Raw genomic sequence first — 26488 nt, forward strand, 5'->3', positions numbered from 1 at the left:
ATCCTTTCTCTTATTGTTTTTTATTTTTCGATTGGCCAAGCAACTTTTTAACTTCACGGTCAAAATCTGACTCTATTTTTTGTTGTTGGTTAAATTGCTCATATTCAGCGTGGGCTTTTTGTTTTGCCGCTGTGCTTGAAATACTGCCATATCCCTCAAGCACGTGATATTCATTAAAGGCTAAAAACTTATTGACGCTATCGGCAAAGGCTTCCATGGTAAAGCTAGTGCGACGTTCAATAATGCCTTCGATGTAATCAAAAAATGCTGTAATAGTGCGCTCTAGTTTTTTAATTTCATCTTCGGCTAGGTAATTTTTAGCGATAGTTGTGTCGGATTTAATGACTCGATCAGCCGGGGCATTTTTGTAAGTTGTCATGCCCATTAATGGCTGATTTGCATCGGCTTTCAGGGCAATAATTTCTGCAGCTGTATGACCTGTAATCGCAAAATGAAACTTGTCTTGTACATGTGCGTAGAATAATTGCGTGGTTTTTGATTTAGGATCGTAGTCAATACTGCATTCGGCAAAAATATCGGTAATTTGCTGATAAATACGTCGTTCACTAGTTCGTATCGAGCGAACTCGTTCCAGTAACTCTTTAAAATAGTCTTTGCCAAAGAAGCGACCATTTTTCATCCGTTCATCATCCATCGCAAAACCTTTGATGATGTAATCCTTAATTAACGCTGTTGCCCAAATACGAAACTGCGTCGCTTGTGCGGAGTTAACCCGGTAACCCACTGAAATCACCGCATCTAAGTTATAGTATTTTACAGGTTTAGTTTGGGTTTTATCAGCTATCGCGCCGTGTGCAGTGGTATGTTCTAAAATGGAACATACCACTTCTTCTTGTAATTCTTTGCTTTCAAAAATGTTTTTTAAATGCTTCGTAATCGCTGGGCGTTGTACACCAAAAAGCTGTGCAATACGCTCTTGGGTCAGCCAAATGGTTTCATCGCTGAGTAATACTTCCACTTTGACATCGCCATTAGGTGCGGTATAAAGTAAGAATTCTGAGGTTTGGTCTTGTAGGCTGAGAGCCGTATTAAGCATCTGAATTCTCCTATTTCCAATAACCATAGTTTGCTATTAAGTGATTAAACAATAGCTCAACTGTTTTCTTTTCTGGAGCACTTAGTTGTGAAATCATTTCATTCGATAATGAAGAATGGCTTGTATGTTGAATGATACGATTTAAATAGGCAGTTTTGTCACCAGGTAAGAGTTCTGACCATTTCTGATATCCAAGAAAGCTCGCTGTCTTTTCATATAGATTCCGTAATAGCGTGAAATGATAATGTTCTACATTATTTGCCGCAATAGCAGCTTCTAATATCTGCCTTAAATATAAGTGATAAGAAAAGCTTCGATTAGAATCCCCATACTTAACATTTAAATTGAATAGTCCATCATCAAAACGTTCCAACAGATAGCAACCTTCTTTCTTATTACCTTTATTTAAATCAAGTTCGTTGTGCAGTACATTATAAAATAACGGGTTATGTGTCGAAATAATAAACTTAAGTCCTTTTCCATAAGTAAAATCACTTAATTTAATTAACTCAGCTAAATTAACAGCTAATTCAATCAGGTGGTTATCATCCAATGAACTAACGGGGTCATCAATAAAAACATACTCTAATTGATTGAATTCTTGGGTTTCGCGATCATCTACTTCAAGTATATTACGAACGCTAATAACCTGTTCTAACAAAGAATAAAAAACACTCCAAACAAAACTACTTTCTTCCCCTTTAGATATTTTTATATTATTTAAGCTATCATTCCCTCCACTCTCAAGTGAAAAAAACACCTTAGAGAAATCCGTATTAAAATATGGGGTAATGTTTGGGTTTGAATATTGTTGGAATCGATGGACTATCTGCCCATCCAAACCTTGATTTTGTAGGAAAGTTAACAGCCTATTGGTAAATGAATTAGGCTGGATATTAAGCTGACGTTCTTTATCCTCTTCTAAATCATTATCCCAATAAAATAAGTCTTCTGTAAATGCGTTGTAATATAAAACTTTTGAATTGGAAAAATCTGTCGGCCCTTCCATTTCAGGGTCTACCTTGGGATCAATTAATAACCTAAAGTTACGAGATAAGCGCATTTTACCCGTGCCATTAAAGGCATAAATTAACTGTACTTTCTTGATAGATACTTTCAATAATTCAGCTATTTCCGTTAGCGTTTGACTCATTAAGCTCTTTCCTTCAATAGTGGCTCATCTGAATTTGATTGCGGGAAACTTAATAACAGATCACGATAGTACTCGTATTGCTTTTGGCGTAGCTCTATTTCGCGGGGCAAACCTTCTTGGATTGAAGTGGTTAGTGTATCGAACTTATCCAAAATAGTTACAATACGCCCCTGTTCATCAAGTGGAGGTAACGGGACTTTAATTTCATTCAATATTGCCTGTGTAAGGCTCGGCCTACCGGATCCAGTATCTAATTGCATCATGTCGATAGTTGTCATGAAATAATAAAAGAATTTAGGAATGATTTTATCAAGGTCTAATTCTGTGTAGTAAATCGTGTCAACATTCCAAAAGGGTTCATCAACATAAAAAATATTTGTTATCGATCCTTTTCTAGGGATCAATACGGTTGGTTTATCATAAGCAAAAGTATCCACGTATTGCATAATTCCACCTGAGCCATAAACGGGTATATTGCCCGGCCCCAACTTCTTCCAATCTTTGCCATTTTTGATATTGGCAACTTTATTTAATGTTACCCATTCAACTTCACCATCTTCAAATCTCAACAACTGGTCGCGGTAGTAGGTGTATTGTTTTTTGCGCATGTTAAGCTCGGCGGTCAGCTCGGCGGTCATGGCGGTAAATGTATCTAGAATTCGCACAATTTCGGTTTGATTTTTCAATGGTGGTACAGGAATCAACATGTCCAAAACATTAGCCATGCTGGGGTGTTGTATTCCTGAACCTCGGTAATATTTATCAATGGCTTGTGACTTACTCATCATCCAGTAGTATAAATATTTATTTAATAACTCATCTGTATTATTTGAAGTTGCAATTCGGTTATCCGCCGTTACAAAACGTCCTTTGTAATATTTAATAACATCTTTAACAGGCCTAGATTTTCCCCATGGAATAGTTACAATTTCTCCTTCCCTTAAATAGGAGCCAGCTAACTTTTCATTTGTCCAACCTGTCTGCTCTCCTGTAGAAAGAAGAAATACATCTCCACTTTCTTGTTTCAATTTAAAAAGATCGACAGCAAGTAGATATTTATAATTAATAACCTTGGGTTGTTTCTTTCGATCAACAGCATTGAATTTTTTATCCCAAATAGTTACTTGCCATAGAGGTTTCCAATTTACCTCGACACCGTCTAGCTGCTTTTCTAAATATGTTAGGTGACTCATGCTTCAATCTCCGTCACAATAGCATCGATATCGTTGCGTAACTGGTCAATTTTAGCGACGGTGCTCTTAAGTTCTGTATTGAGTTCAGTAATATCCACTACTTCACGGTTATCTTTTGCTTCCACAAAACTACTCACCGATAAGTTGTAGTCATTAGCAGCAATAGCATCCAAATCAACAGATTTTGCAAAGTATTCGACGTTTTCTTTGCTGGCAAACACCTGAATAATTTGCTCAATATGCTCGTTGGTTAGGGTGTTGTTATTGGTTTCTTTTTTAAACAGATCTCTGGCATCAATAAATTGCGTTGTAGTATCTGGTTTGTGCTTCGAGAGCACTAATATATTCACGGCAATGGTAGTGCCGAAAAACAGGTTAGGCGCAAGCGAAATCACGGTTTCTACATAGTTGTTATCAATTAAGTATTTACGTATTTTTTGCTCAGCACCACCACGATAGAAAATACCTGGAAAGCAAACAATGGCAGCACGGCCTTTACTTGATAGGTAATTAAGCGCATGAAGTACAAAGGCGAAGTCAGCTTTTGATTTAGGAGCAAGAACACCAGCAGGGGCAAAGCGATCATCGTTGATCAGTGTCGGGTCATCACTACCCATCCATTTTACGGAATAAGGCGGATTTGAAACAATCGCATCAAAGGGTTTGTCATCGATAAAGTGGGGGGCGACTAAGGTATCACCCAACTGAATATTAAACTTGTCGTAGTTAATATTGTGCAAGAACATGTTCATACGCGCTAAGTTGTAGGTGGTGTGGTTTAGCTCTTGGCCAAAAAAACCATCTTCAATGATATGCGCATCAAAATGCTTCTTGGCTTGTAATAACAATGAACCAGAGCCTGCGGCTGGGTCGTAGATTTTATTGACGCTGGTTTGCCCGTGCATAGCAAGTTGAGCAATCAGCTTAGATACATGCTGAGGTGTGAAAAATTCACCACCAGATTTACCCGCATTCGCTGCATAGTTAGAAATTAAAAATTCGTAAGCATCACCAAATAGATCGTTTTCGTTATCTTCAAATTGGGTAATGTTAAGCCCCGCAACACCTTTTAATACCGCCGCTAAGCGTTTGTTTTTAGCGTCGACCGTATTACCTAAGCGGTTACTGGTGGTATCAAAGTCGGCAAACAGGCCTTTGATGTCTTTTTCAGAATCGTAACCATTAGCTGAATTTTCAATCGCAGCAAAAACAGCGGCTAAATCAGTGTTTAAATTATCGTTTTTATTCGCGTTTGCAGCAACTTTACTAAACAGCTGGCTAGGGTAAAGGAAGTAACCTTTGGTTTTAATAGCATCTTCTTTGGCAAAACCGATATTTTCATCATCATCTGACATGGCTGCATAGTTAACGCTTTCGTCACCCCCAGTGATGTAGGTTTCAAAGTTTTCACTGATAAAACGATAGAACAGTGTACCTAGTACGTACTGCTTGAAATCCCAGCCATCTACTGAGCCTCGAACTTCGTTGGCAATTGCCCATATTTGGCGTTGAAGCTCGGCGCGTTGTTGTAAACTTGTCATTTGTTAATTCCTGCTGTTAATTCATTAAGAGGCTGTCGAATGAGTCGCTACAACCACCCATTCTGCGTGTTCTAAACCGACCTGAAGGTTAACTTTCAAATCCGGGCGCTAAATTTAAATTCCCTACACCATAAAGCGTGGGGGTGTTCTTAAGCCAAAGCTGGTACTCAGGACTATTAAGTTTATGATCTTTAGTACAATCAACATGCCATTGACGAAGCAGGTAGCCAGCTGTCGCAGCTCTAATCTCAACTCTCATCACGCCATTGATCATGCCATAGTCGAGCTCAATGGCCTCGCTATGCTTGATAGAAGGATGCGGGACTAATTCCAGCTCTACAAATCGGTTCCACTGCCTGTCTTGATTTTCGAGCTCTTCCTCAGACAGGATTGAGCATTCAAGCACTTCAGTGGCTTTAATTCTGGTCAGGACAAAGTCTCTGAATTCACCATGCTTGCGATCAAAACCACGAACATGCCAACGTAAGCCATTATCTACTAGGGTATGCGGCACTATTTCACGCGTTGTTTCACCGCTCGATAACGATACATAGGTGATACTCAAGGCTTTACCTTTGTGAGTAGCCTCCGTGACTTTCGCCACTATCGATAAACTCGGCTTGTTTAGATGATAAGGCGCTTCACAAGCCAGTGGTGGTTTTACCTTCCCAGTAAAGCCATCCCCATAGCCTTGACTGATAGTGGCCAATGTTCTTACCACGTCGTAGTCGAACAAAGGCACAAACTGTTCTCCACGCTTATGCACTTTGAGCTTTTGGTCATATTCAATGTTGCTCGGCGCAAGCTCTCGGTACAGGGTAAAGTCTTTTGTGGCCTGTGCAGGCGCAATGTTAAAACGGTCTACTAAATCAGCACGTACAGCCTCTCCTTTAAACAACAAGGTAAAGTCGATATGTGCGATACGATCCCGAGTTGCCTTTGGCAACTGCGCTATTTGAGCTTTAGCATTATTGACTATAATATTTTGTTTTAAACTTTCATTTGCCATGCGTTTTGTTGCCTGAGTCGGAGTTTATCTATTATTTGATTTAGAGATTTTCATCAGCTTTGCTTAAAGAGAAATTTCATCAACACCATATCGGTTAAAGCAGGATTTATGCCCTAAATGTTCTGTGGTACAACACTGAATAGTGCTTCACCTCATTAAATTTATTAGGTATCATCCTATCATAGAAAATCTTTTAGGGAATACTGATCGGTAATTATCTGATCTAGAAAGTTAAAATAAAGTTATGCATTTCGGCTAACCCAATTTGCAACTCTTTGTGCCCAAGGGGATATTTCTTCAGGGGGTAATGAACCCGATTGCTTTGATTTAGGGTGAGGAATACCAGAGTACATTTTTTCGCCTAACTGTTCTTTAAAATAATCACTTGGCCATCCTAAATGCTTCTTCATAATCCGATGTAGAATCATTCTTTCATTTGTTTTTACCCAACTTGAAGAAGACGTAAGTAGCATCGTCGAAAGTTTTGCTGCGCCATCGGAGGTGTCTACTTCCAATAAAGTAAAAAACTGATTATTAAATTCTAACTCAACAGTAGCCAAGCAACGAGGGTTTTGCGTGTCAGCTAACCAATGTTTGTTTCCATCACCCAGCTTTGGAAGTTTTGCCAACTCTTTTCTTATCAGGGTAAAACCGTGCTTAGTAATTAAGTAGTTGATCATTGTAAAAAAGGATTTAAACTTACCTATATACAAGTGTGCATCGTCTGTTTGATCATCTAAATTATTCCACGCTCCCCCTGGTAAGGTGCCAGACTCTTCTTTTTCATTTGGGCTAAGGTCGTTATTCAAGACTTCCTTTTCGCCATCGCCAATGACATTATTAACAACTTTAGTTTTGTTCGCGATGCGGTTTGTGATGTGAGGTGTTTTAAAAGACACTACAACTTGCTCTGACATGAGTGAAATTGTGGCCTTATCTATATCAGACAGCTCATCATCATCCAATTCAAAGTTATCTTGAGCCTCTCCTTGCTTGCCGTCGCCTTTGGTTGGTTTCCCTCCAGCTTTCCTTTCATAACCAGGGTGATAAAAATCAATCTCACCTTCTAATTCTGATGGCAAATTGGTGAGTTTGGTTATTTCCCAAATAAAGAAACTATTCGATTCTCTGTCTTCCCACCCTCTAGCCTCAAGCTCCACACCTGATAAGGATGGTGGAGTGAATTGGAAATTCCAATGTAAATAATTGTTTTTCTGATATTGATTTTTGATAAGGTGAATACTGATGCTTTCAAATGAAGTTCGGGCCTCGCGATCAAGCAATACCCAACTTAAAAAACGTCGGTTATCATCTCGATTAAAGTATGAGACAGGGTAATCCGCACCATCACGGACAAAAATAATGGGTTGACCATCATCTCTATTCCCAAGAATAAAGTCTTCGGCCAATGCATTATGTTGAAGGCTTAGTCGAGCTAGAAAAGGATCATGATAAAAAAGTACGCGAGCCATTTCTAGCTGGGGAATAAATATTCTACGACTGCCAAATTGTACGGCAAAACATGGTTGATTGCCGTCTCCACCATGTCGATGTACCTGATAAGCAGGACAATCAGACGCCTTAGCTGCTTCCCATAATTGAGCGTTTTCAATTATGATTTCGGTCGGTAAACCGGCTAATTTATATTGCTTCGTCGGGTTTAAAACACGTTTTCTGGCAAGTACGGGTATATTGCTGAACTGCATGCTCTTAGAAAACCCACCATTAAAGTCAACGTTGACCGCCCAATTTTTTCTATCTTTGCCACGGAATAGAGAACCGATAGCAAGTATTTTGGAATCATCATTCAGCTTTTTAAACTTCGCATCAGGTTTACTCACTCAACATCTCCTTTAAAAGATCGGCAACAATATCAGTCATTCTGTCATCACTTAGACCTGCTTGCCGCAACAAGATCCAGCGTTTTATCTCTTGTCCGCTCTTTTGCATCTCTAGGTAGGCACGAGTAAGCCTTCTTGATTGATACTCTGTAATGCTCTCAGAATAAAAGCAAAGCAATGTCGAACAACGAGGTAAGCGATTAAGATGTTTTTCGACAGTTCCTCGTTGTTCAAGCTGGTGAATCAGAAATGTGCGACTTAGATGAGGCGCGTTTAAATCTTCGCACAACTCACCATAAACACAATACAACTCTCTAGCAATTTTTCTGTCTCGTTGTTTCCAGTCTACGCGCTTATTAACCACTATTTTTTCAGCATGAAATAAACGATTAATCTGCATCAACCAATCATAATTATTTCGGTAGAGTCGTGCGTAAAGCGCCTTATTTTTTATACGAACTGCCTTTGGATAACTTTGCTCAATTTTCTCTTTCCATTCAATTTGATCTTGGCTTAGTTGATTTGTGATAATTGGTTTCAGTTCTTTTTTATAACTGCTTTTTTCATTGCTAGTTGTAATATTTGAGGCTTTTTCAATAGCATCACAAATAGTGAAAGCTCCATTTGAGATGGCGACTATTGCCACAATATGCTCCGCAAAACTAAAGCTTTTTCTATGTTTACGAAACAAGCCCTTGAGCCAGGATGTTTCCGTATCTGAAGGAAGAATACCCGCATTATCAAGCCAACATTTCCCCCAAAACGTTATTACTGTATTGTGAATTCTCACATGATCAATTCTTCGACCATCTAAATATCCCTGACTTGACGCAAATTGTTTATAAAATGTTGTCCATTGAGCACTGCTAATGCCTTTACTTTTAACCTGCATTAATTGAGCTACTTGTTGGGAAAATAATTTGTCGATGGAGCTAATCTCTAATGCATCTAATACTTCAACCTCCCCTATTGCGGTATAGGTGTGTCGATGTTCGCCATCGATTACTATTGTTGTAACACTTAAAGAGGCGTGTTTGGGGCATGTTTTTATTAGTGGGACTTGCCAATGGCGACTCAAAAAACACTCACCATATCTTATTATTTGCTCTTTCAAGCATTCAGCACATACGTAGAGTCTTCCTTTTGTCTTTACTCTTGATGCTATAATTCCACTTGCTAAATGTACTGCACCTTTGGATCTTCCGCTCATCCATTTTATTATCTCATGATTTCGTTCAGGTGGCAGGAAGGGGGCATAAATGGGCCAAAGTGTATGGCGATTGATTAAAACATTAACGTTCATACCTAATGTTTTTGGATATTGATTTGCTAGAACTTGCAAATGACTAGGCAAATCCAGGGTTGCAATTACCTTGCGATTTTTGAACACTTTTTCCAACAACTGTTTAGGTGAAGTTTCGCCATCGTGAACACCTGATCTAGCTATCGTGCTATAAAGCAGTTCCTCTGGATAAGGCGACGGAAATCCAATCATTAGTAACCCGCAGCCCAGCCATCAAGATCGAACATCTCACCATTTTGTTCAAGTCGATCTAGAAGTGATTGTTTTTCATCTTTGCAGTAAACATATTGATATCGCAGGTCGTTGACGTCTAAATCATGCCAGTCTTTTTCTTTCACTGTATTTTTTTGTTTGGATTTTACAGGCGTTTCTTCATTCGTTAGATACCAATTTACTAAAACTGGGATCATTTGAGCAATGCTATAATCAGAATGATCTTTAAATATCCGTTCGACGAGCTGAGCTACTATCTGTTGATCAAAAGACTCCTCAATTTGCAAAATTACGTTATATAAACGTAAAGCATCCTGGTTCCCACCAAATAATTTTTCTTCTTGCTTTTGAGCATCAGCAATAATTTCAGAACCAATTTGAATGAGTCGCTTATCAAGATCTACTACTCGCATGTCGGAATATTTAACAATTTTATCGGCATCACCCGATCTCAATGCTGCCAACATAGGGTGAACAGGCTTCAACTCTTGTTTATACACTGATTGAAGAATACTAACGGTTATACGCTCTTTCTTGTTAGCAATAGCACGCAACTGCGCTAATACAAATAGCTTTACAACAATGTCTAGAACGCCCTGAGAAAGGTCATACCAACAATCTCTTATCTCCTCTGTTAAATGGTCATCGCCATGTTTAAGCCATTGTAACTTCCAGAGTTTATCTGAAAATCTAATCCAGTTTTTGCTTGGCTCACGTCCACTTTCTTTCAATATATATTGTGGAATGGTTTCCCAGTAAATGGCTCCAATACCTGCACTTCTCCTTCCTGATTGTAATTCCAGTTCAAAAATTGGGCGGGCTTTGGGAGTGCCAACTAACACGATAGGAATACCTACGGTATTCACTAATTCGACAAAGAATTCTAACATTTGCTCTTTACCGCCCGAACGCACCTGGCTTAAACGTTGAATTTCGTCGATAACTAGAATCCCAATTGCACGATTGTTTGCAGTTTGACGCATCAAAGCTAGCATTTTAGGGACAGAAAGGCGTTGTTTCGCATAACGGCGTTCATAATCTGTACTCAAAAGCGCATCAACAGCACTAAAGAAGTTAAGGCAAAGGCTTTCAAGATCGCCGTTACTAGGGCATTCAATCTTTAAATAAGTTACTTGAAAGCAGTTATGTTGTTCGTGATAGATAACTTGCGGGTAAGTTTCCAGAACTCGTACTAATGAACTGGTTTTTCCGCTACCAGAGATACCCACTAAAGACATACTTCTAGCTGTTGTTTTCTCAATACTAAAATTTGCGGTGGCTTCTCCACCAGACTTGATCAATTCATAGCCTTCTTGAAGTTTCCTGTTAAGAGAACCGTCACTAATATTGCGCCCGACATATCCCATGCGTAACATCATATCGATTTTCTCTTGTAACTGAACATGTTGCGAGAGGGGTTGAAAGTAATCATCTAATAACGAAACAACCATATGCATTCTAGATTTAGGATCGGCTAATCGTTCTGAAGGATGGAATTCTATTTTCCCTTTGATGCTTTTACCTGCTTGAGCAACAGATAATATAGGTGGTAGGGCTTCAATAAAGGGGTTACCATCATAACGTTTGATACCAGTTGACTGGTAAACCGCTGTGACAAAATGATTCGGTTGTTCCATCAATCATCTCCTTCATTAAATAGTTCGTCTTCAAAATCAGGGTAGTCGTCATTATCTTCATGTGCGGTTAAATGAACTACTTTTTCTGACCCTTTGTCGTGTACAGGTCTTTTGGGGCGTCGCTGTTCCCGTTCTTTCAATAGTTGCTGAGAGCGAGAATGGCCAACGCCTTTCATTCGCTCTGTTTTTGTTGATGTTGACTTTGGTGTTTGCTTGATTGCTGATGAAATGATGTTTTCAACTCGATTTTCATGATGCATTCGAAGCTTGTCTGATTCTAATTTATCTTTTGTACTTTGAATTTTAATTGACTGTTGTTTTCGCCAAACTTCCCAAAATGTTAACCCTCTAAATTCTCGCGATAAGTCAGTAATCCGACATACCCAATGCTCTCTACTCCCTTGTGTATGAAATAAGTAAATTTCATCGGCAAAGTTTGGATCGTAAGCAACCTCAATTTTTTTAGGTCTATTTGATTTATCGGAGCGGTGCATCCAACCAAGTTCGATAATTTCAGGTGCAGAGTAGTAAACACCAAATAGGCATATACCCTGTGCAGATGCACTGGCTTGCTCTCTCGGTAATAGAGCAATACGTACCGAATCAGGATTAGCTTTACGCAACCGCCCAGTCCTATTCTTAAGTCCCCAGTTCCAAAGATGAATTGGGATTTTTGATAAATCAGCTGGCATATCCTTCGCTCGATCATATTTTTCAATGGGATCAACAAAGTTCCTCATAACGATTGATGAAATTATTATTTCAGTAAACTCTGAAATCGTTAGTTTTCCATCAAGCCAGTAATTTTTTCCACCTCTTTTTCTTACTGTAGGACCAATAACTTCCCCAGGGGTAAACTTCTTAAATTCAGCCTGAAGAATTTTAAATCTTTGTTCGACGATTCCTTTCGCATCTCCTCTATAAGGAGGCGTATTTTCGATCCTGACTTTATTGCTAGATTCTAAGCCTTCAATTTGATGCCCTAAAAGTTCACCTCTATCTGCAAGTATTGCGTCTGGTAAGCCAGGTAAAGGCCAAGAAAAGTTGTCAGTTTCAATCTCTAAACTTTTGAAAAAATTGCTCTTATCGGTTAAAGACACATGCAGTGCTTGGATTGCCGCAACATAAGAAGGATTCTCAAAACCAATATACCAGCCTACAATAAACCTTGAAAATACATCAACCACAACATATACCGTAGGGCGTCCAACTGGTTGGTTTCGATCATGGTCAGATACTAGTATAACGTCGGCAATGGTTGCATCTATTTCATAGCGTGAACCAGGCCCTAAAGCGTGAATTGTTGCGGTGCTGTGCAAGGGGCGAATATCTTTTTTAAGAATGTTATCCGATACACTAGCTTTAATTCTATCTACATTTTTATATTCTCTATCTAAGAAGTAGCTTAGCTGACGCTTTGTTGGTTTTTCTGATTCAGGCAATCCTGGAAATATATTGTCATAAAGCCCTTTGAATTTACGGTGTGCTCGTGCAACAGAAAATTGTTTTTTTAAAATATATTTATCAATAATTATTCGAAATAATTTTTCAGTTGGCTCATCGACCAACGCACCAATTCCTTCCATTATTTTTCTTGGGCGGCCTAGTTTTTTTCCATTCGCAATACGTTTCTGGCCCTTTGCTCCGGAATTTTTGTAATCAGGTAGCAGGGTATTTGGCACCTGTCCTCTTTGCCAATAACGACGGATTAATTTATAAAGGTATGGCCTTGAAATTTCACCCGATCCGAGAATGTTCGCTACATGCTTTGTTCTAACCTTTTTTATATAAAAGTTAGAATCATCAACCAGTGGTTTTATGATTTGATAGTTTCTATTTCGAATGATTGTTTCTTTAGAGTCAGGTTCAGGTAGTAGATTTATTACATACTCAAATGGATCATTAGCTCGAGTCAGCTTTTCTTCTAATAATAAGGCTTCGAGTTGTGGTAGCTCTACAATATCTGGAAATCCCTTTTGATCTTCGAGTGAAATCCATACAACATGGGTATGTGTTGTTATAAGAACCCTATAAAGTTTATCTTCTAATTTAATCACTTCGTTAATTTGAAACACGCCAGCCCTCCTGCAATACATCAAAGTTTTCAGCAGTAATTTCAAAACAGCGTAACTCTGTAAACGGTTTAGTAATATTAAAATGGAAATAGCGTTGTGCGAGCAAGCGTTTAATTTGATATAAAGCTTCACCTGGTTCGTTATCATATGAAGCATCGAGTTTCATACATAACTCTTTAACTCTTAGGTTTTCATTTGCTCTTAAGTGTTTATTAAACACTTCTAATTGAACGATGAGGTCTGCTTGATCAATTTCATCAACAATGTGGTTATAAAGAAGATTGATATTCTCGAATACAATTGGCGGTATCTGTTTTTCAGTGATCCAATAGAAAGGTAAACCCTTTTCACGCCAGTAACGTCGTTCAATCTCAAGTTTTTCAATTGTTCTTGAGTCACTAAATGCTTCAGATGTTTTTACTTGGAGGATAAATCTTGGATTATTTTTTTCATCACAATCAACGACAAAGTCACTGCTCATGTATTGATCCACACCTTGATAAGTTGGATGCCTTATTCCTAAATTTTCGCTTATCTCTCTCGTTACTTCACGATCTAGCGGAAATTGTTCACGTATATCATTTGTAGTCGAACGCCATTGAAGTAGAAGAAATGTTGCAAGCTCTAGATCGGAGAGTAAATGATGGGTTCGTTGAGTTATGTGTCCAAAAATACGATGGGATCGGCCTTCTGACGCTACATCGCGTACGGTAAGCCAAGGTTTATAGTTTGCTCCTGTGCCTTGGCCTCTGCCTTCTTTGATCCAGCGCCGGTTTTTAGCCTCAGAGTTCCAATATTGTTTCTTACCCATAGTAAACTTCCGTCTGAACTATCTTATTTTAAAAATAGCTCAGACGGATAAAATTAGCAACTATATTGTTTTGGTAATAACTTTATTGTTTAATTAACAACTTTATTGTGCACCAACAATAAATAAAGACTTAATTTGTGATTTATTCCACTGTAACCGCTTTTGCTAGGTTACGTGGTTGGTCTACATCGGTACCTTTAATCAATGCCACATGGTACGACAATAATTGCATCGGTACCGTATGGAAGATAGGTGCGATGATTGGATTTACATGAGGTAATGAGATAATCTTCATTCCATCACATGCTTCAAAGCCTGAGTTTTCATCGGCAAATACATACAATAAACCACCACGTGCACGTACTTCTTCAACGTTTGATTTTAATTTTTCTAACAAATCATTATTCGGAGCAACAACGACAACAGGCATATCAGCATCAACTAACGCTAATGGACCATGCTTTAGTTCACCTGCAGCATAAGCTTCAGCGTGAATGTATGAGATCTCTTTTAATTTTAAAGCCGCTTCCATCGCAATTGGGTAATATTCGCCACGACCTAAAAATAATGTGTGGTGTTTATCTGCAAAGTCAGGGGCTAGAGCAGCAATTTCTTTATCAAACGCTAACGCTTTTTCAATTTCAGTTGGTAATGAGTGCAGCGCATGTACAATTTCAGCTTCTTTTTGCGGGCTAATAGTACCTTGCTCTTTACCAATCGCGGTCACCAAGATCAACATTGCAGCAAGCTGAGTGGTAAATGCTTTAGTCGATGCAACACCAATTTCAGTGCCAGCGCGAGTCATAAATGCAAGGTCAGATTCACGTACTAATGAAGAACCAGATACATTACAGATAGACATCGCAGACATGTAACCTTTTTCTTTCGCTAAACGTAACGCAGCTAAAGTATCAGCTGTTTCACCGGATTGAGAAAGTGTAAGTAATAAGCTATTTGGACGAACAACAAAATCGCGGTAACGGAATTCAGAAGCGATTTCAACATCACAACTTACGCCAGCAAGTGATTCAAACCAATAACGCGCCGCCATACCTGAGTTGTACGAAGTACCACAAGCGATGATTTGAACATGTTCAACTTTAGATAAAATTTCTTTTGCGCCATTACCAATGCTTTCAACAATGATACTGTCTTCGTTTATACGGCCTTCTAATGCACTGATTAATGCAGTAGGCTGTTCAAAAATTTCTTTTTGCATAAAGTGACGGTATTTACCTTTACTACCCGCATCATGCTCAACGGTAGATTCAATCACTTCGCGTTCAATCGCTTCGCCACTTGCATCAAAAATATTAACTTCGCGACGAGTAATTTCCGCTACATCACCTTCTTCAAGGTAAGTAAAACGACGTGTTACGTTTAATAGCGCTAGTTGGTCTGAGGCAAGGAAGTTTTCACCAATACCATGACCAATAACAATTGGGCTACCTGAACGTGCAACGACTAAACGAGATGGGTCACGGCTATCTAATGCAACCATACCGTAAGCACCTTCTAATTGAGGCACTGCTTTTTGTACTGCTTCACGTAATGAAGCCGCAGTTTTTAATTCCCATTCCACTAAATGTGCAATAACTTCAGTATCAGTTTGAGATTCAAAAACATAACCACGCTCTTGTAACAAACTACGTAGTGATTCGTGGTTTTCGATAATACCGTTATGTACGATTGAGATAGCACCAGAAACATGTGGGTGAGCATTAACTTCTGAAGGTTCGCCGTGTGTTGCCCAACGTGTATGAGCAATACCTGTTCCGCCCATTGTTTGCATTGTATCAACGGCATCAGCCAATTCTTTTACTTTACCTAAACGACGTACGCGAGTTAATTTACCTTCGCTATCAACAATGGCAACACCTGCTGAGTCATAACCACGATATTCTAATTTTTTTAACCCTTCTATTAAAATTTCAGACACTTCTCTTTGCGCAACTGCACCAACGATACCGCACATAAACTACCCCTTGTAATTAGTTTCAAATTATATAAACACGCACTCTAGTGCATTTTTAAACATAAATCACTTAAAAAAACGCATAAACGCGCACAAAACTTATATTCAACATCATTTAGTCAAACTAAAAGCAAAAAGGTGCAAAATAATGCAGCATTTATTGATCGTTAAACTCTCGTAGATAACGTGCCCTATGCTTATTTTTTACGCTTGCCTATTCACTTCTTTATAATTACTGGTTAAAGTTACAGTTCTTACGTTGTCGATTGGAAAAAACATGTTGAATCACCCGCTTACTCAAGCATTATCCTTAGCTTGGAAACTACTAACAGTTTTGATCTTACCTGTCATTATGGCTGTCTATGTAGAAGTGGTGGACACCTATTATATTGCGTTTTCTTTTTCTGATTTAGACCAAGGTAAAAATTTACATAAATGGGCTATTCTCGGGATTTATCTGCTATTTCTACTGTGTTGGAATAGACTTAACCCTCATGTGATCAATACATTAAAGAAAATGGAATATTAGATGCCAGCAGATTTATTGGCAAATAACAGCTTATTATTAATGAGCATTATAAGTGCTGTACTTTTTATCAGCTTATTAATCACCCTTAACCGTTTATCTCACAGCAAAACAGATCTTAGCGAGCAGTATTTAGCTCTGAAGCTAAGTGAACAAAATCTGCAACACCAAACGCAACAAAATCAATTACTAGACAGTAAAATAGCGGCTTTATCGTTACACAATGAAAGCTTGCAGGCACAGGTCAGTAAATTAACTACGCGTGTTAGAGAGTCCGACGTTCGCTTGCAGGCAGGAGAGCAGCGGCTACAAGATCAACAGGCAACGGAGGCGAAATTAAGCCAACAGTTTGAGGTGTTGTCACAGCGTATTTTTAACGACAAATCGACACAGTTTCAGCAATTAAATAAGCAATCCATCAAACAGCTATTAGACCCTTTAAGTACTCAACTGGAAGGTTTTAAAAAGCAAGTCAACGATTGTTATATCAATGAAAGCAAAGAGCGTTTTAACTTAAAACGAGAAATAGACCAACTAGCTAACTTAAATAGCCTAATGCATCAAGAAACTCAGAACCTGACTAACGCCTTGAAAGGCGACAATAAGCAGCAGGGAAACTGGGGTGAGGTAGTTTTACAGCGCATACTAGAAAATTCAGGCTTACGTGAAGGGCATGAGTACCAAACTCAGGTTAATTTGAAGGATACACGAGGGCAACGCTTTCTTCCTGATGTGGTGGTTAATTTACCGCAACAACGCAATATCATTATTGACTCAAAAGTGTCTTTAGTGGCCTATGAACGTTACTTTAATAGCGAAAATATTGGTGAACAAAAACAAGCAATTGATGCGCATTGTTTATCTATCCGCCAACATATTAAGGGCTTAGGGAAAAAAGACTATCAGGATTTAATTGGCACCAACACACTCGATTATGTATTGTTATTTGTGGCCGTTGAACCCGCCTTTATTACTGCTTTAGAGCACGACCCAAGCTTAGTACAACTCGCACTCGATAATAATATTCTGTTAGCCAGCCCAAGTAATTTAATGATTGCCCTACGCACTATCGAAAATTTATGGCGCTTTGAAAGACAAGAGAAGAATGGTCAATTCATTGCGCAGCAGGCAAGTAAGTTATACGACAAATTACGCTTATTCAGCGATAACTTTTTAGAAGTTGGCTCACAACTAGATAAAGCACAGAAAACCTACCACACTGCACTTAAACAGCTTAGTGCAGGGCGTGGCAATGTTATTCAACAGGCAGAGCAATTAAAAGAATTAGGTGTACCGATCAAAAGACCAATTTCAGAGCAACTTACTCAGCACAATACTGAACCACAACAGTTAAACGAATAACATCATTGAAGATACTTTTTCACCCTAAAAGGTGCTTTATTTTATCTTCAAACCATTGATAGCGTGAAGGTAATTGGCGATAACGCTTTTGAGTTAAATACAAAGGCTCTTGAATTGCATGAGTTAATGGCAGTGCCTTTAATTGTTGCTGTTGACTAAACTGCTGCACCGCACGCTTTTGCAAAATGGTATACCCCACTCCTTGTGCAACGGGTAACAGTATTTGCTGCAGCTGATTCACATAACCTTTAATATTAAGGCTATTCAAGCCTTTATATTCTGCCGTAAAGTTGCTTGAAAAAACCTTTTCAAGGAAATGTAAACCATCGGGGTGGTTAATAAATCCGATTTGGTTGAGTGCAGCAAAATTCCAATCCTGATTTAAATCTACACTCGCGGGTAATACTAGTTGTAACTCTTCATACCCCACCAGCGTTTGTTTCAATTGTTCATGTACCGTTTGTCGAGTGACAATGCCAAGGTCTATTTTATTACTGAGTAAGTCAGTAATAATATTTTGATTCGGGGCTGCTTCAACAAAAACACTTAATTGTGGATATACACTTTGTTGTTGCACAAAGTAGGGATACAGAAAGTTAGCGAGCGCACCTGAGCAGGTTATTGAGCAAATACCTCGTGTTGCATCATCATGATTAATGCTTTCGCTTAATTGCGCTTCTAAAGTGCGCATACTTAATCCCATTTGATATAACTTTTCACCGGCTAAGGTCAGTTCAAACTGTTTCCCATAACGGGCTAATAGCAAGGTATTAAAGTGCTTCTCAAGCTTTTTGATGTGTTGTGTGACACCTGGTTGCGTCATAAATAACTGTTCAGCAGTATGTGTAAAATGCTTAGTCTCGACCAATTTCATAAACGTATTTAAATGCTTTTGATTAATCACTTTTATCTCCTCATTTTTTGCTGAGCACTATTATTGAACATTGTACGAAACAAGCAGACTCTTCATCACTATTCAAATATTGCTTTCAAATTGCGCCTTAAATTATAACAAAATATTATTAAAATAATAACAAATGATAATTTCAAGGGGACACTGCATTTCTTTATTATTTATCTCACTTAAACAAATTTGCATTTTGCAAGCAGGAGATAAAACATGAACACCCCCTACCCACGTAGTTTTTCACATATTGGTATTTCAGTCCCTGATTTAGACGCCGCAGTAAAGTTTTATACTGAAGTTTTAGGTTGGTACACCATCATGGAACCCAGCGATGTACTGGAAGATGAGAGTGCTATTGGTGAAATGTGTACCGATGTTTTTGGTGCCGGCTGGGAGCGCTTTCGTATTGCACACTTATCGACAGGCGATCGTATCGGTGTTGAATTATTTGAATTTAAAAACCAAGAAAACCCTGATAATAACTTTGAATATTGGAAAACCGGTATCTTCCACTTTTGCGTACAAGATCCAAACGTTGAAGAGTTAGCAGAGAAAATTGTTGCCGCTGGTGGTAAGCGTCGAATGAAAGCCCCCCGCTATTATTACCCAGGTGAAAAACCTTACCGTATGATCTATATGGAAGACCCATTTGGTAATATTCTAGAAATTTATAGCCACAGTTATGAGTTACATTATGCGAGTGGTGCTTATCAAAAATAAGTTATCAATATACGTTAGCATTATATCTAACCTCAATTCTGGTTAATGAAAGCGGAATTATATTTAAAATCATAAAATTATATTTTTTGGCTATACAGTGCCGCTAGTTTTGCGTAATTCAAGGCGCGTAGTTCAAGACGAATTATCTCTCAACAACTGGTTATTGAGAGATAATTTAACGAATAAATCCGCGGAAATAGCGGTGTTGTATCGCTTTGCTTATCCAGAACTAAGGTTATTTACAAACATAATGCTTTGGTCATAAAACTAGACTCAGCAATCAACCTAATGAATGGGGTTGATTGCCATTCTTAACGACGCCAAAAATGTCCAGTAAACATCACTGCAACAGTTAATATCTCTAGGCGTCCCATTAACATGCAAATAGATAATATCCACTTAGAAGCATTTGGCAGTTCAGCAAAATTACCCGATGGTCCTATCGAATCAACTAACCCAGGCCCGACGTTTGATACCGCAGTAATTGATGCTGTTAATGCCAGCATGGCCTGCGAACCAAATAGAGTAAGCAATAGAGTAGAGACTGCAATGGTCGCCATATAGGCAATCACAAAGGCCACTAATGAACGTAAGATTTCATCACTCACTTTGCGATTATTGTATTTTTGCGTCAACAACGCATGCGGATGCATTAATAACATTAGATGACGTTTTAATAAGCTGAAGGCTATTTGAAAACGGAAAATTTTCATACCACCAGAAGTGGAGCCAGAACAAGCACCGGTAAATAACAACCCCGCAAAAATAAGCAAACTGAAATCACCCCAGGTCAGAAAATCATCTAAACCAAAACCGGTCGTGGTGACCACCGAAACAACATTAAAGACACTCAGCCTAATGGCATCAAGCCATGAGAACTGACCACTGATCACTAAATAAACACTTAAACTTAATGAACAAGCAATCACCAACAAGGCAAAACCTTGAATTTGGGCATCTTTCCATAACGGTTGTAATGACTTTTGCTTCATACCTCGAATCAATAATAAAAAAGGTAACCCACCTAAAAACATAAAGATAACCGCATTCCAATGTGCAATATGCGAAAAGTGCCCCATCGAACTATCGGAGGTGGAATACCCTCCAGTAGAAATGGTTGTCATAGCATGATTGACGGCATCAAAATTATCCATGCCAGCAATCCGATAACCAATAAAACAACAGATAGATAAAAACACGTAAACAAATAAAATATCTAAGGCGACACGACGTGTTTTAGCAGTTGATTTATCTGACCAATCCGAAGACTCGGTTTGGAATAAGCGCATACCACCGACATTTAAAAATGGCAGGATCGCCACGCCCATCACAATGAAACCAACACCACCTAACCATTGCAAAATAGATCGCCAAAGCAAAATACTAGGATGCATGGTATCTAAACCATGTAACACCGTACTACCGGTTGTAGTAATACCAGACATAGTTTCAAAAAAGGCATCGCTATAACTAATATGCTCAATAAAAACAAAGGGTAATGCTGCAAATAAACTAGAAAGTAACCACACACCTGTGGTTAATAAAAACATCTCTCTTACACCTAAATGTGAATGTTGTTGCTCACCACCAAAGTATAAGAAGATAGCAGACGCAAGATGCGTAATAATAATAGAAATGAAAAATTCGACGCCGCCCAAGGTGTTATTGTAAAAAGCTAATAACATAGGGAAGTACATAAAGACCGCCATTTTAGACAGTACTAAACCTGTAATAAAAAACAGCGGACGATAGGTCATATTACACAGCTTATAAGAAGAATGGACTTGGTTGGAATAGTTTTTCGATGTCGTTAATGTACTTCTTATTCACTAAGAACAAGATCACATGGTCATCACTTTCAATTACCGTATCATCATGTGCAATTAACACTTGTTCATCACGAACAATTGCCCCCACACTAGTTCCTTTTGGCAATTTCAACTGTGATATCTCTTTACCCACCACTTTCGAGGTCATGTTGTCGCCTCGAGCAACAATCTCAATCGCCTCTGCTAAGCCTTCTCGCAACGAATAAACGTGCTTTAAGTCAGCTTTACGCACATGCGTGAGTAGTGCGGATAACGTCGCCTGTTGTGGTGAAATGGCGATATCCAGAATATTACCTTGGATCAGATCCACATAGGCATTACGCTGAATAAGCACCATTGCTTTTCTTGCCCCTAATCGCTTCGCTAACATCGCCGACATAATATTGGCTTCATCATCGTTAGTCACAGTGATAAACAGGTCGGTCTGATCAATATGTTCTTCTAGTAGTAAATCTTGGTCAGAAGGATCACCACAAAAAACGATAGTATTGGATAAGGTTTCAGATAAATACTCTGCTCGACGAAAATTCTTTTCAATCAATTTAACTGAGTTTTCTTTTTCTAGACGCTTCGCTAAGCTTTCACCAATATAACCACCACCGACAATCATAATACGCTTATAAGGGTGCTCAAGCTTTTGCATTTCTCCCATAATGGCTCGAATATTCGGGCTTGCGGTGATAAAGAATACTTCATCATCGGCTTCGATTATGGTTGTACCCTGCGGACGAATGGCTTTACCACGCCTAAAAATTGCCGCCACACGAGCTTCAATATTGGGCATATGCTCTTTTAAAGCAGAAATAGCATTACCGACTAAAGAACCGCCATAATAAGCACGGATCGCCACTAATCCAACCTTGCCATTAGCAAAGTTAGCCACTTGTAAAGCACCCGGATATTCAATTAGCTGTGTTATATAATCACTCACTAATTTTTCAGGGGCAATAATATGGTCAATCGGAAAGGCATCTTTATTGAATAATTCCTTCTCATGCATAACCACACTTTGAGAACGAATACGGGCAATTTTCTTAGGTACGTTAAACAGGGTAAATGCAATCTGGCAGGCAACCATATTAACTTCGTCACTATTGGTTACCGCAATCAACATATCCGCGTCGATAGCACCAGCATCACCTAGAGTATGTGGACTTGACGCACTACCTTGAACGACGCGTAAATCAAAGCGATCTTGTAACTCTTGCAAAGCTTCGTGGTTTTCATCTACCACCGTGATATCGTTATTTTCGCCGACCAAGTTTTCCGCTAAAGAAGCCCCCACTTGCCCTGCACCTAAAATAATAATTTTCATGTTATCTCACTGCTTATCGATTTACTGAATATCGCTGATTACTTATAACGCTTTTTGCAACTTAGCGTAATAAAACCCATCCATTTTTTCTTCATTTGGTAAAATTTGGCGAGTTACTGCTTGACCATCATAGTGCGCAGCTAATGGCATCAGTGATGCGTCACTTGTTGCAGCTAAAAAGTCCTTAATTTGTTGGTCATTTTCATCGGGTAAAATAGAACATGTTGCATATAGCAACACACCACCCGGTTTTAGTTTTTGCCATAACGCATATAAAATATTTTTCTGTAAAGTGACCAGTTCACTAATATCACTATCACGTCGTAACCATCGAATATCTGGATGGCGACGTATCACTCCCGTTGCACTACAAGGGGCATCACACAAAATACGGTCAAACTGCTCTCCAGACCACCAATCATCTGGTTTAGCTGCATCACCATGAATAACCGTCGCTTGTAGATTAAGTCTTTGTAAATTTTCATTAACACGTACTAAACGTTTTTCATCAAAATCCACGGCAACCATCTGCTTCAACTCTGGTTGTAGCTCTAAAGTATGCACGGTTTTGCCGCCAGGCGCAGAACAAGCATCCAGAACTAAATCACCCGGTTGTGCATCTAAATAATGTGCAGCTAATTGCGCTGCGCCATCTTGTACTGATACCCAACCTTCTGCAAAGCCCGGTAATTGGTAAACATCACAAGCATTTTCTAAACATAATGCATTATCATTAAACGCTGTTATTTGTGCTTGTTTATCTTGCTCGGTTAATAAAGCAAGATATTGTTCACGATCATGAAAACGTGAATTTACACGTAACCACATTGGTGCTTGCTGGTTGTTTTCAGTCATAATTTCAGCAGCTTTTTCTTCACCATACGCAGATTGCAAACGTTTTACTAACCAACTTGGATGGCAATACAGTAAAGCAGGTTGTTGATCCGCCTGAGCAATTAAGCTCTCTTGCTCGCGTAAAAAACTACGTAAAACACCATTGATCATGCCCTTTAATGCAGGTTTTTTAAGGGCTTTTGCACCATTAACGGTTTCACCCACCGCCGCATGGCTAGGAATACGCGTGTATAGCAGTTGATAAATACCAACTAGGATTAAAAAATGCAGATCTCTTTGTTTACCCGTCAAAGGTTTTTTCATTAATGAACGGCAGAAAAAATCTAAACGAGGCAATGTACGCAGTACGCCATAACAAAGCATTTGTACTAAGGCTTTATCTTTAGGGGAAAGCTCTTGCTGAATAGCGGGCAATGCTTGTGATAGTGATTGCCCCTTTTCTACAACTTGATTTAACACTTTAGCGGCAATCGCACGTACATTCATTATCATTAACCTTGTTCGAGTAAGTTGCTAGAAACTGTAAACAGTTCACGGCGAGAATTTAAAACATCTTGGACTGGCATTGCTTTTTTTCCTGCCAGTTGAATCACTTCAAGGTTGATCACACCTTGGCCTGTAGCAACTTGAATCCCCTTTTTATCAACCTCTAGAATAGTGCCCGCTGTCGCAGTGCTAACCTTATCAACTAGCGTCGCTTTATGTACTTTAATGACTTGCCCCGCCCATTCAAAGTAGCTAATAGGCCAAGGGTTAAAGGCACGAATGCATCGGTCAATAAACTCAGCTTGATCATTCCAGTCAATTAAGGCTTCAGCTTTACTCAGTTTTTTAGCATAAGTCGCTGCATTTTCATCTTGTTTTTGTGCGGTTAATTGCCCTGTTTGCAATTGCTTGATTGTTTCGATTAATACCGCTGGAGCTTGTTTGGCAACTTTTGCGTATAGAGAAGCACTGGTTTCATCTGCATCAATCGGACAGCTTACTTTTTTAAGCATATCCCCAGTATCTAAGCCTTCATTCATTTGCATGATAGTAACGCCAGTTTCTTTGTCTCCGGCCCAAATAGCACGTTGAAAAGGCGCAGCACCACGCCATCTAGGTAACAAAGACCCGTGAACATTCAAGCACCCTAAACGCGGCGTAGTTAATACGCTATTTGGCAAAATTAGACCATAAGCGACCACAATCATTAAATCTGCATTTAATGCAGCGAGTTGTTCGATACTCTCGCTTTGTTTAAAATTCTCAGGTTGATACACAGCGATATCATTTGCTAACGCCACTTCTTTTACTGCACTTGCGGTCAGTTTTTTTCCTCGCCCTGCTGGACGATCCGGCTGACTATAAACAGCTACAACATTGAAGTCAGCGGCAATTAATGCTTGTAAATGGTTGGCAGCAAAATCAGGCGTACCTGCAAAAATGATATTAAGTTTTTCCACGAAACAACCTTATAAATATGAGAATAAATTATGAAAACTTTTTATTTTGACGCTGTAATTTTTCCAGCTTGGCTTTAATTCGCTTTTGTTTAAATGGTGAAAGATAGTCAATAAATAATTTACCTTTTAAATGATCCAATTCATGTTGAATACAAACAGCAAATAGACCATCAGCCTTCACCACTTGTGTTTCCCCCTCTAAATCTTGATACTGCAAAGTAACGAACTCTGCGCGTTCAACATCTGCATTTGTATCAGGAACGGATAAACAACCCTCTTCCGATACTTCTACGCCAGAACTCTCTAGAATAGTAGGATTAATCAGAGCAATTGGTTGATTGCGTTCGTCAGAAACATCAATAACAACGATGCGTTGGTGAATGTTGACTTGTGTTGCAGCTAAACCAACACCATTTTCGTCATACATAGTTTCGATCATATCCGCTGCAATTTTTTTAATTTCAGGAGTGATCTTGTCGACAGGTTGGGCTACAGTTCTTAGACGTTCATCTGGAAAATGTAATACTTCAAGTAAAGGCATGGTATTATCGCACTCATAGTTAATGTTAAAAATGTTAATTCTAGTCATTTCCCTTTGCAAAAAACAGTTTTATTAATCACAGGACAAGGATTGTTATGAAATTAAAACTCATTGCTTCACTTATATTAGGTGTCGCTCTGTCAATGACCGCTTTTGCAGACAAGATTAAACTCAAAGGAGATCACCCAGAAACCTACATCGTGCAAAAAGGCGATACACTATGGGGCATCTCATCTCATTTTTTAAACAGCCCATGGTTATGGCCGCGTTTATGGGAAACAAACACACAAATAAACAACCCACATTTAATTTATCCTGGTGATGTTTTAAATCTGATTTGGGTAGATGGTGAACCGAGATTAACACGTAAGCAATTAAAAAAATTATCGCCAACCCCCCGCTTACAAGAAAAAGCGCAAGCAATTCCAACGATTCCATTACAAGCGATTTCAGCCTTTTTATCAAAAGACCATATTATTGATCCCGATTTATTACACAATGCACCGCGTTTATTGGGAGATGCACTCGGCTCTCCACGTTTTTTTGAAGGTGATATTTTTTACGCTCAAGGACACTACGATAAAGATAAACTGTACGGTATCTATCGTTTAGGTGAAACCTATAAAGATGAAGCGGGCAATAGTTTAGGTACAAAATTAATTTTTATTGGTAATTCACAGGTATCAAAAAGTCCCAATGTTGATACAACTGATCAGGTTACACCACATGACTTCATTAAAAGCTCTCGCGAAGCACGACAGGGCGATTTAATTTTATCTATTCCTGAATTTGACTCTTTACCTGCTTACTTTATTCCTCAGCCAGTACCTAAAAGTAAAAAAGGACATATTTTATCTGCTTTAAATAATGCAACGGCCATTGGAAAGTGGGATGTAGTGGTGATTAATAAAGGTAAAATAGACAGCATCAAGATCGGCTCCATGTTTTCTATCTTGCGCTCTGGGCCTGCATTATTAATTAGGGATGCGAATATCATTTATAAAGAAGATGGTGACGCATTCGACAAGATAAGTGAAGCAAATTTAATACTTCCCCCTGAACGAGTTGGCGAACTAATGGTGTTCAAAGTCTACGATCAAGTGAGTATTGCTATTATTATGCGCGGCAAAGATGTTATGGGCGCTAAGTATGACATTGAAGGTTTACCATTTTAATCGAG

21 protein-coding genes are annotated in these 26488 nt (G+C 38.9%); 4 read left to right on the forward strand and 17 right to left on the reverse strand.

The genetic code is table 11. The annotated features are described in order from the left end of the window. Positions 1-10: 10 nt before the first annotated feature. The 11 genes from H592_RS0114310 to glmS all read right to left on the reverse strand — a co-directional run bounded on the left by H592_RS0114310 (position 11) and on the right by glmS (position 15808). The gene (locus H592_RS0114310) at positions 11-1057 is read right to left on the reverse strand and encodes a virulence RhuM family protein (RefSeq protein WP_028869361.1); all 1047 of its coding nucleotides are present in this window, start codon (positions 1055-1057) and stop codon (positions 11-13) included. A gap of 10 nt (positions 1058-1067) precedes the next feature. Then, positions 1068-2210: an AAA family ATPase gene (locus tag H592_RS0114315; protein ID WP_028869362.1), complete on the reverse strand. Its 1143-nt coding sequence runs from the start codon at positions 2208-2210 to the stop codon at positions 1068-1070. Next, positions 2210-3403, reverse strand: coding sequence for a restriction endonuclease subunit S (locus tag H592_RS23710; RefSeq protein ID WP_084296293.1), 1194 nt, complete (start codon positions 3401-3403; stop codon positions 2210-2212). Before H592_RS23710 ends, H592_RS0114315 begins: the two co-directional genes overlap by 1 nt. Beyond that, positions 3400-4944 carry a type I restriction-modification system subunit M gene (locus tag H592_RS0114325; RefSeq protein WP_028869363.1) on the reverse strand — a complete coding sequence of 515 codons (1545 nt, stop codon included), beginning with the start codon at positions 4942-4944 and terminating at the stop codon, positions 3400-3402. Before H592_RS0114325 ends, H592_RS23710 begins: the two co-directional genes overlap by 4 nt. Positions 4945-5032: 88 nt before the next feature. After that, complete coding sequence (locus H592_RS0114330) at positions 5033-5953, reverse strand: WYL domain-containing protein (RefSeq protein ID WP_028869364.1); 921 nt, start codon at positions 5951-5953, stop codon at positions 5033-5035. A gap of 242 nt (positions 5954-6195) precedes the next feature. Next, complete coding sequence (locus tag H592_RS0114335; RefSeq protein ID WP_028869365.1) at positions 6196-7794, reverse strand: Tn7-like element transposition protein TnsE; 1599 nt, start codon at positions 7792-7794, stop codon at positions 6196-6198. After that, entirely contained in the window at positions 7787-9289 is a 1503-nt protein-coding gene (locus H592_RS0114340; protein ID WP_028869366.1) for a TnsD family Tn7-like transposition protein, read from the reverse strand. Before H592_RS0114340 ends, H592_RS0114335 begins: the two co-directional genes overlap by 8 nt. After that, positions 9289-10947 (reverse strand): AAA family ATPase, encoded by a 1659-nt coding sequence (locus H592_RS0114345; protein WP_028869367.1) that lies wholly within the window; start codon positions 10945-10947, stop codon positions 9289-9291. The genes H592_RS0114340 and H592_RS0114345 overlap by 1 nt, the downstream gene beginning before the upstream one ends. Further along, a complete protein-coding gene (locus H592_RS0114350; protein ID WP_028869368.1) occupies positions 10947-13022 on the reverse strand; it encodes a Mu transposase C-terminal domain-containing protein in 2076 nt (691 codons plus the stop codon). Before H592_RS0114350 ends, H592_RS0114345 begins: the two co-directional genes overlap by 1 nt. Then, complete coding sequence (locus H592_RS0114355) at positions 13009-13833, reverse strand: heteromeric transposase endonuclease subunit TnsA (RefSeq protein WP_028869369.1); 825 nt, start codon at positions 13831-13833, stop codon at positions 13009-13011. The genes H592_RS0114350 and H592_RS0114355 overlap by 14 nt, the downstream gene beginning before the upstream one ends. Positions 13834-13975: 142 nt before the next feature. Beyond that, positions 13976-15808: a glutamine--fructose-6-phosphate transaminase (isomerizing) gene (gene glmS, locus H592_RS0114360; RefSeq protein WP_028869370.1), complete on the reverse strand. Its 1833-nt coding sequence runs from the start codon at positions 15806-15808 to the stop codon at positions 13976-13978. A gap of 277 nt (positions 15809-16085) precedes the next feature. On the opposite strand from glmS, the gene H592_RS0114365 reads away from it, so the two are divergent. Further along, on the forward strand, positions 16086-16337 hold the full coding sequence (locus H592_RS0114365; RefSeq protein WP_028869371.1) for a hypothetical protein: 252 nt from the start codon (positions 16086-16088) through the stop codon (positions 16335-16337). Beyond that, positions 16338-17696 carry a DNA recombination protein RmuC gene (rmuC, locus tag H592_RS22450; protein ID WP_051369190.1) on the forward strand — a complete coding sequence of 453 codons (1359 nt, stop codon included), beginning with the start codon at positions 16338-16340 and terminating at the stop codon, positions 17694-17696. Between the two features lie 19 nt (positions 17697-17715). Here rmuC and H592_RS0114375 read toward each other — a convergent pair whose 3' ends face one another. Beyond that, positions 17716-18600, reverse strand: a complete 885-nt coding sequence (locus tag H592_RS0114375; RefSeq protein WP_028869372.1) for a LysR family transcriptional regulator — start codon at positions 18598-18600, stop codon at positions 17716-17718. 216 nt (positions 18601-18816) lie between these two features. Here H592_RS0114375 and H592_RS0114380 point away from each other — a divergent pair, with 216 nt between their 5' ends. After that, positions 18817-19323, forward strand: a complete 507-nt coding sequence (locus tag H592_RS0114380; protein ID WP_028869373.1) for a lactoylglutathione lyase family protein — start codon at positions 18817-18819, stop codon at positions 19321-19323. Positions 19324-19634: 311 nt separating this feature from the next. Here the strand turns inward: H592_RS0114380 and H592_RS0114385 are convergent, their stop codons facing one another. The 5 genes from H592_RS0114385 to def are packed head-to-tail and all read right to left on the reverse strand — an operon-like array spanning position 19635 to position 25308. Further along, positions 19635-21080, reverse strand: a complete 1446-nt coding sequence (locus H592_RS0114385; protein WP_028869374.1) for a TrkH family potassium uptake protein — start codon at positions 21078-21080, stop codon at positions 19635-19637. 10 nt (positions 21081-21090) lie between these two features. Next, positions 21091-22467 carry a Trk system potassium transporter TrkA gene (gene trkA, locus H592_RS0114390; protein ID WP_028869375.1) on the reverse strand — a complete coding sequence of 459 codons (1377 nt, stop codon included), beginning with the start codon at positions 22465-22467 and terminating at the stop codon, positions 21091-21093. A 42-nt stretch (positions 22468-22509) separates the two neighbouring features. Then, entirely contained in the window at positions 22510-23808 is a 1299-nt protein-coding gene (gene rsmB / locus H592_RS0114395) for a 16S rRNA (cytosine(967)-C(5))-methyltransferase RsmB (RefSeq protein ID WP_028869376.1), read from the reverse strand. A 5-nt stretch (positions 23809-23813) separates the two neighbouring features. Continuing rightward, complete coding sequence (gene fmt / locus H592_RS0114400) at positions 23814-24767, reverse strand: methionyl-tRNA formyltransferase (RefSeq protein WP_028869377.1); 954 nt, start codon at positions 24765-24767, stop codon at positions 23814-23816. A gap of 28 nt (positions 24768-24795) precedes the next feature. Further along, on the reverse strand, positions 24796-25308 hold the full coding sequence (gene def, locus H592_RS0114405; protein WP_028869378.1) for a peptide deformylase: 513 nt from the start codon (positions 25306-25308) through the stop codon (positions 24796-24798). A 95-nt stretch (positions 25309-25403) separates the two neighbouring features. Between def and H592_RS0114410 the strand changes: the two genes are divergently transcribed. After that, positions 25404-26483 (forward strand): LysM peptidoglycan-binding domain-containing protein, encoded by a 1080-nt coding sequence (locus H592_RS0114410; protein WP_051369191.1) that lies wholly within the window; start codon positions 25404-25406, stop codon positions 26481-26483. Positions 26484-26488 lie beyond the last annotated feature (5 nt).

Source organism: Psychromonas arctica DSM 14288 (assembly GCF_000482725.1).
GTDB classification, from domain to species: Bacteria; Pseudomonadota; Gammaproteobacteria; order Enterobacterales; family Psychromonadaceae; genus Psychromonas; species Psychromonas arctica.

Bases quoted from the DNA above. Each gene is read 5' to 3' on its own strand.
- H592_RS0114310 (WP_028869361.1), bottom strand. From the start codon at position 1,057: ATGCTTAATACGGCTCTCAGCCTACAAGACCAAACCTCAGAATTCTTA.
- H592_RS0114315 (WP_028869362.1), bottom strand. From the start codon at position 2,210: ATGAGTCAAACGCTAACGGAAATAGCTGAATTATTGAAAGTATCTATC.
- H592_RS23710 (WP_084296293.1), bottom strand. From the start codon at position 3,403: ATGAGTCACCTAACATATTTAGAAAAGCAGCTAGACGGTGTCGAGGTA.
- H592_RS0114325 (WP_028869363.1), bottom strand. From the start codon at position 4,944: ATGACAAGTTTACAACAACGCGCCGAGCTTCAACGCCAAATATGGGCA.
- H592_RS0114330 (WP_028869364.1), bottom strand. From the start codon at position 5,953: ATGGCAAATGAAAGTTTAAAACAAAATATTATAGTCAATAATGCTAAA.
- H592_RS0114340 (WP_028869366.1), bottom strand. From the start codon at position 9,289: ATGATTGGATTTCCGTCGCCTTATCCAGAGGAACTGCTTTATAGCACG.
- H592_RS0114345 (WP_028869367.1), bottom strand. From the start codon at position 10,947: ATGGAACAACCGAATCATTTTGTCACAGCGGTTTACCAGTCAACTGGT.
- H592_RS0114355 (WP_028869369.1), bottom strand. From the start codon at position 13,833: ATGGGTAAGAAACAATATTGGAACTCTGAGGCTAAAAACCGGCGCTGG.
- glmS (WP_028869370.1), bottom strand. From the start codon at position 15,808: ATGTGCGGTATCGTTGGTGCAGTTGCGCAAAGAGAAGTGTCTGAAATT.
- H592_RS0114365 (WP_028869371.1), top strand. From the start codon at position 16,086: ATGTTGAATCACCCGCTTACTCAAGCATTATCCTTAGCTTGGAAACTA.
- rmuC (WP_051369190.1), top strand. From the start codon at position 16,338: ATGCCAGCAGATTTATTGGCAAATAACAGCTTATTATTAATGAGCATT.
- H592_RS0114380 (WP_028869373.1), top strand. From the start codon at position 18,817: ATGAACACCCCCTACCCACGTAGTTTTTCACATATTGGTATTTCAGTC.
- H592_RS0114385 (WP_028869374.1), bottom strand. From the start codon at position 21,080: ATGACCTATCGTCCGCTGTTTTTTATTACAGGTTTAGTACTGTCTAAA.
- trkA (WP_028869375.1), bottom strand. From the start codon at position 22,467: ATGAAAATTATTATTTTAGGTGCAGGGCAAGTGGGGGCTTCTTTAGCG.
- rsmB (WP_028869376.1), bottom strand. From the start codon at position 23,808: ATGAATGTACGTGCGATTGCCGCTAAAGTGTTAAATCAAGTTGTAGAA.
- def (WP_028869378.1), bottom strand. From the start codon at position 25,308: ATGCCTTTACTTGAAGTATTACATTTTCCAGATGAACGTCTAAGAACT.
- H592_RS0114410 (WP_051369191.1), top strand. From the start codon at position 25,404: ATGAAATTAAAACTCATTGCTTCACTTATATTAGGTGTCGCTCTGTCA.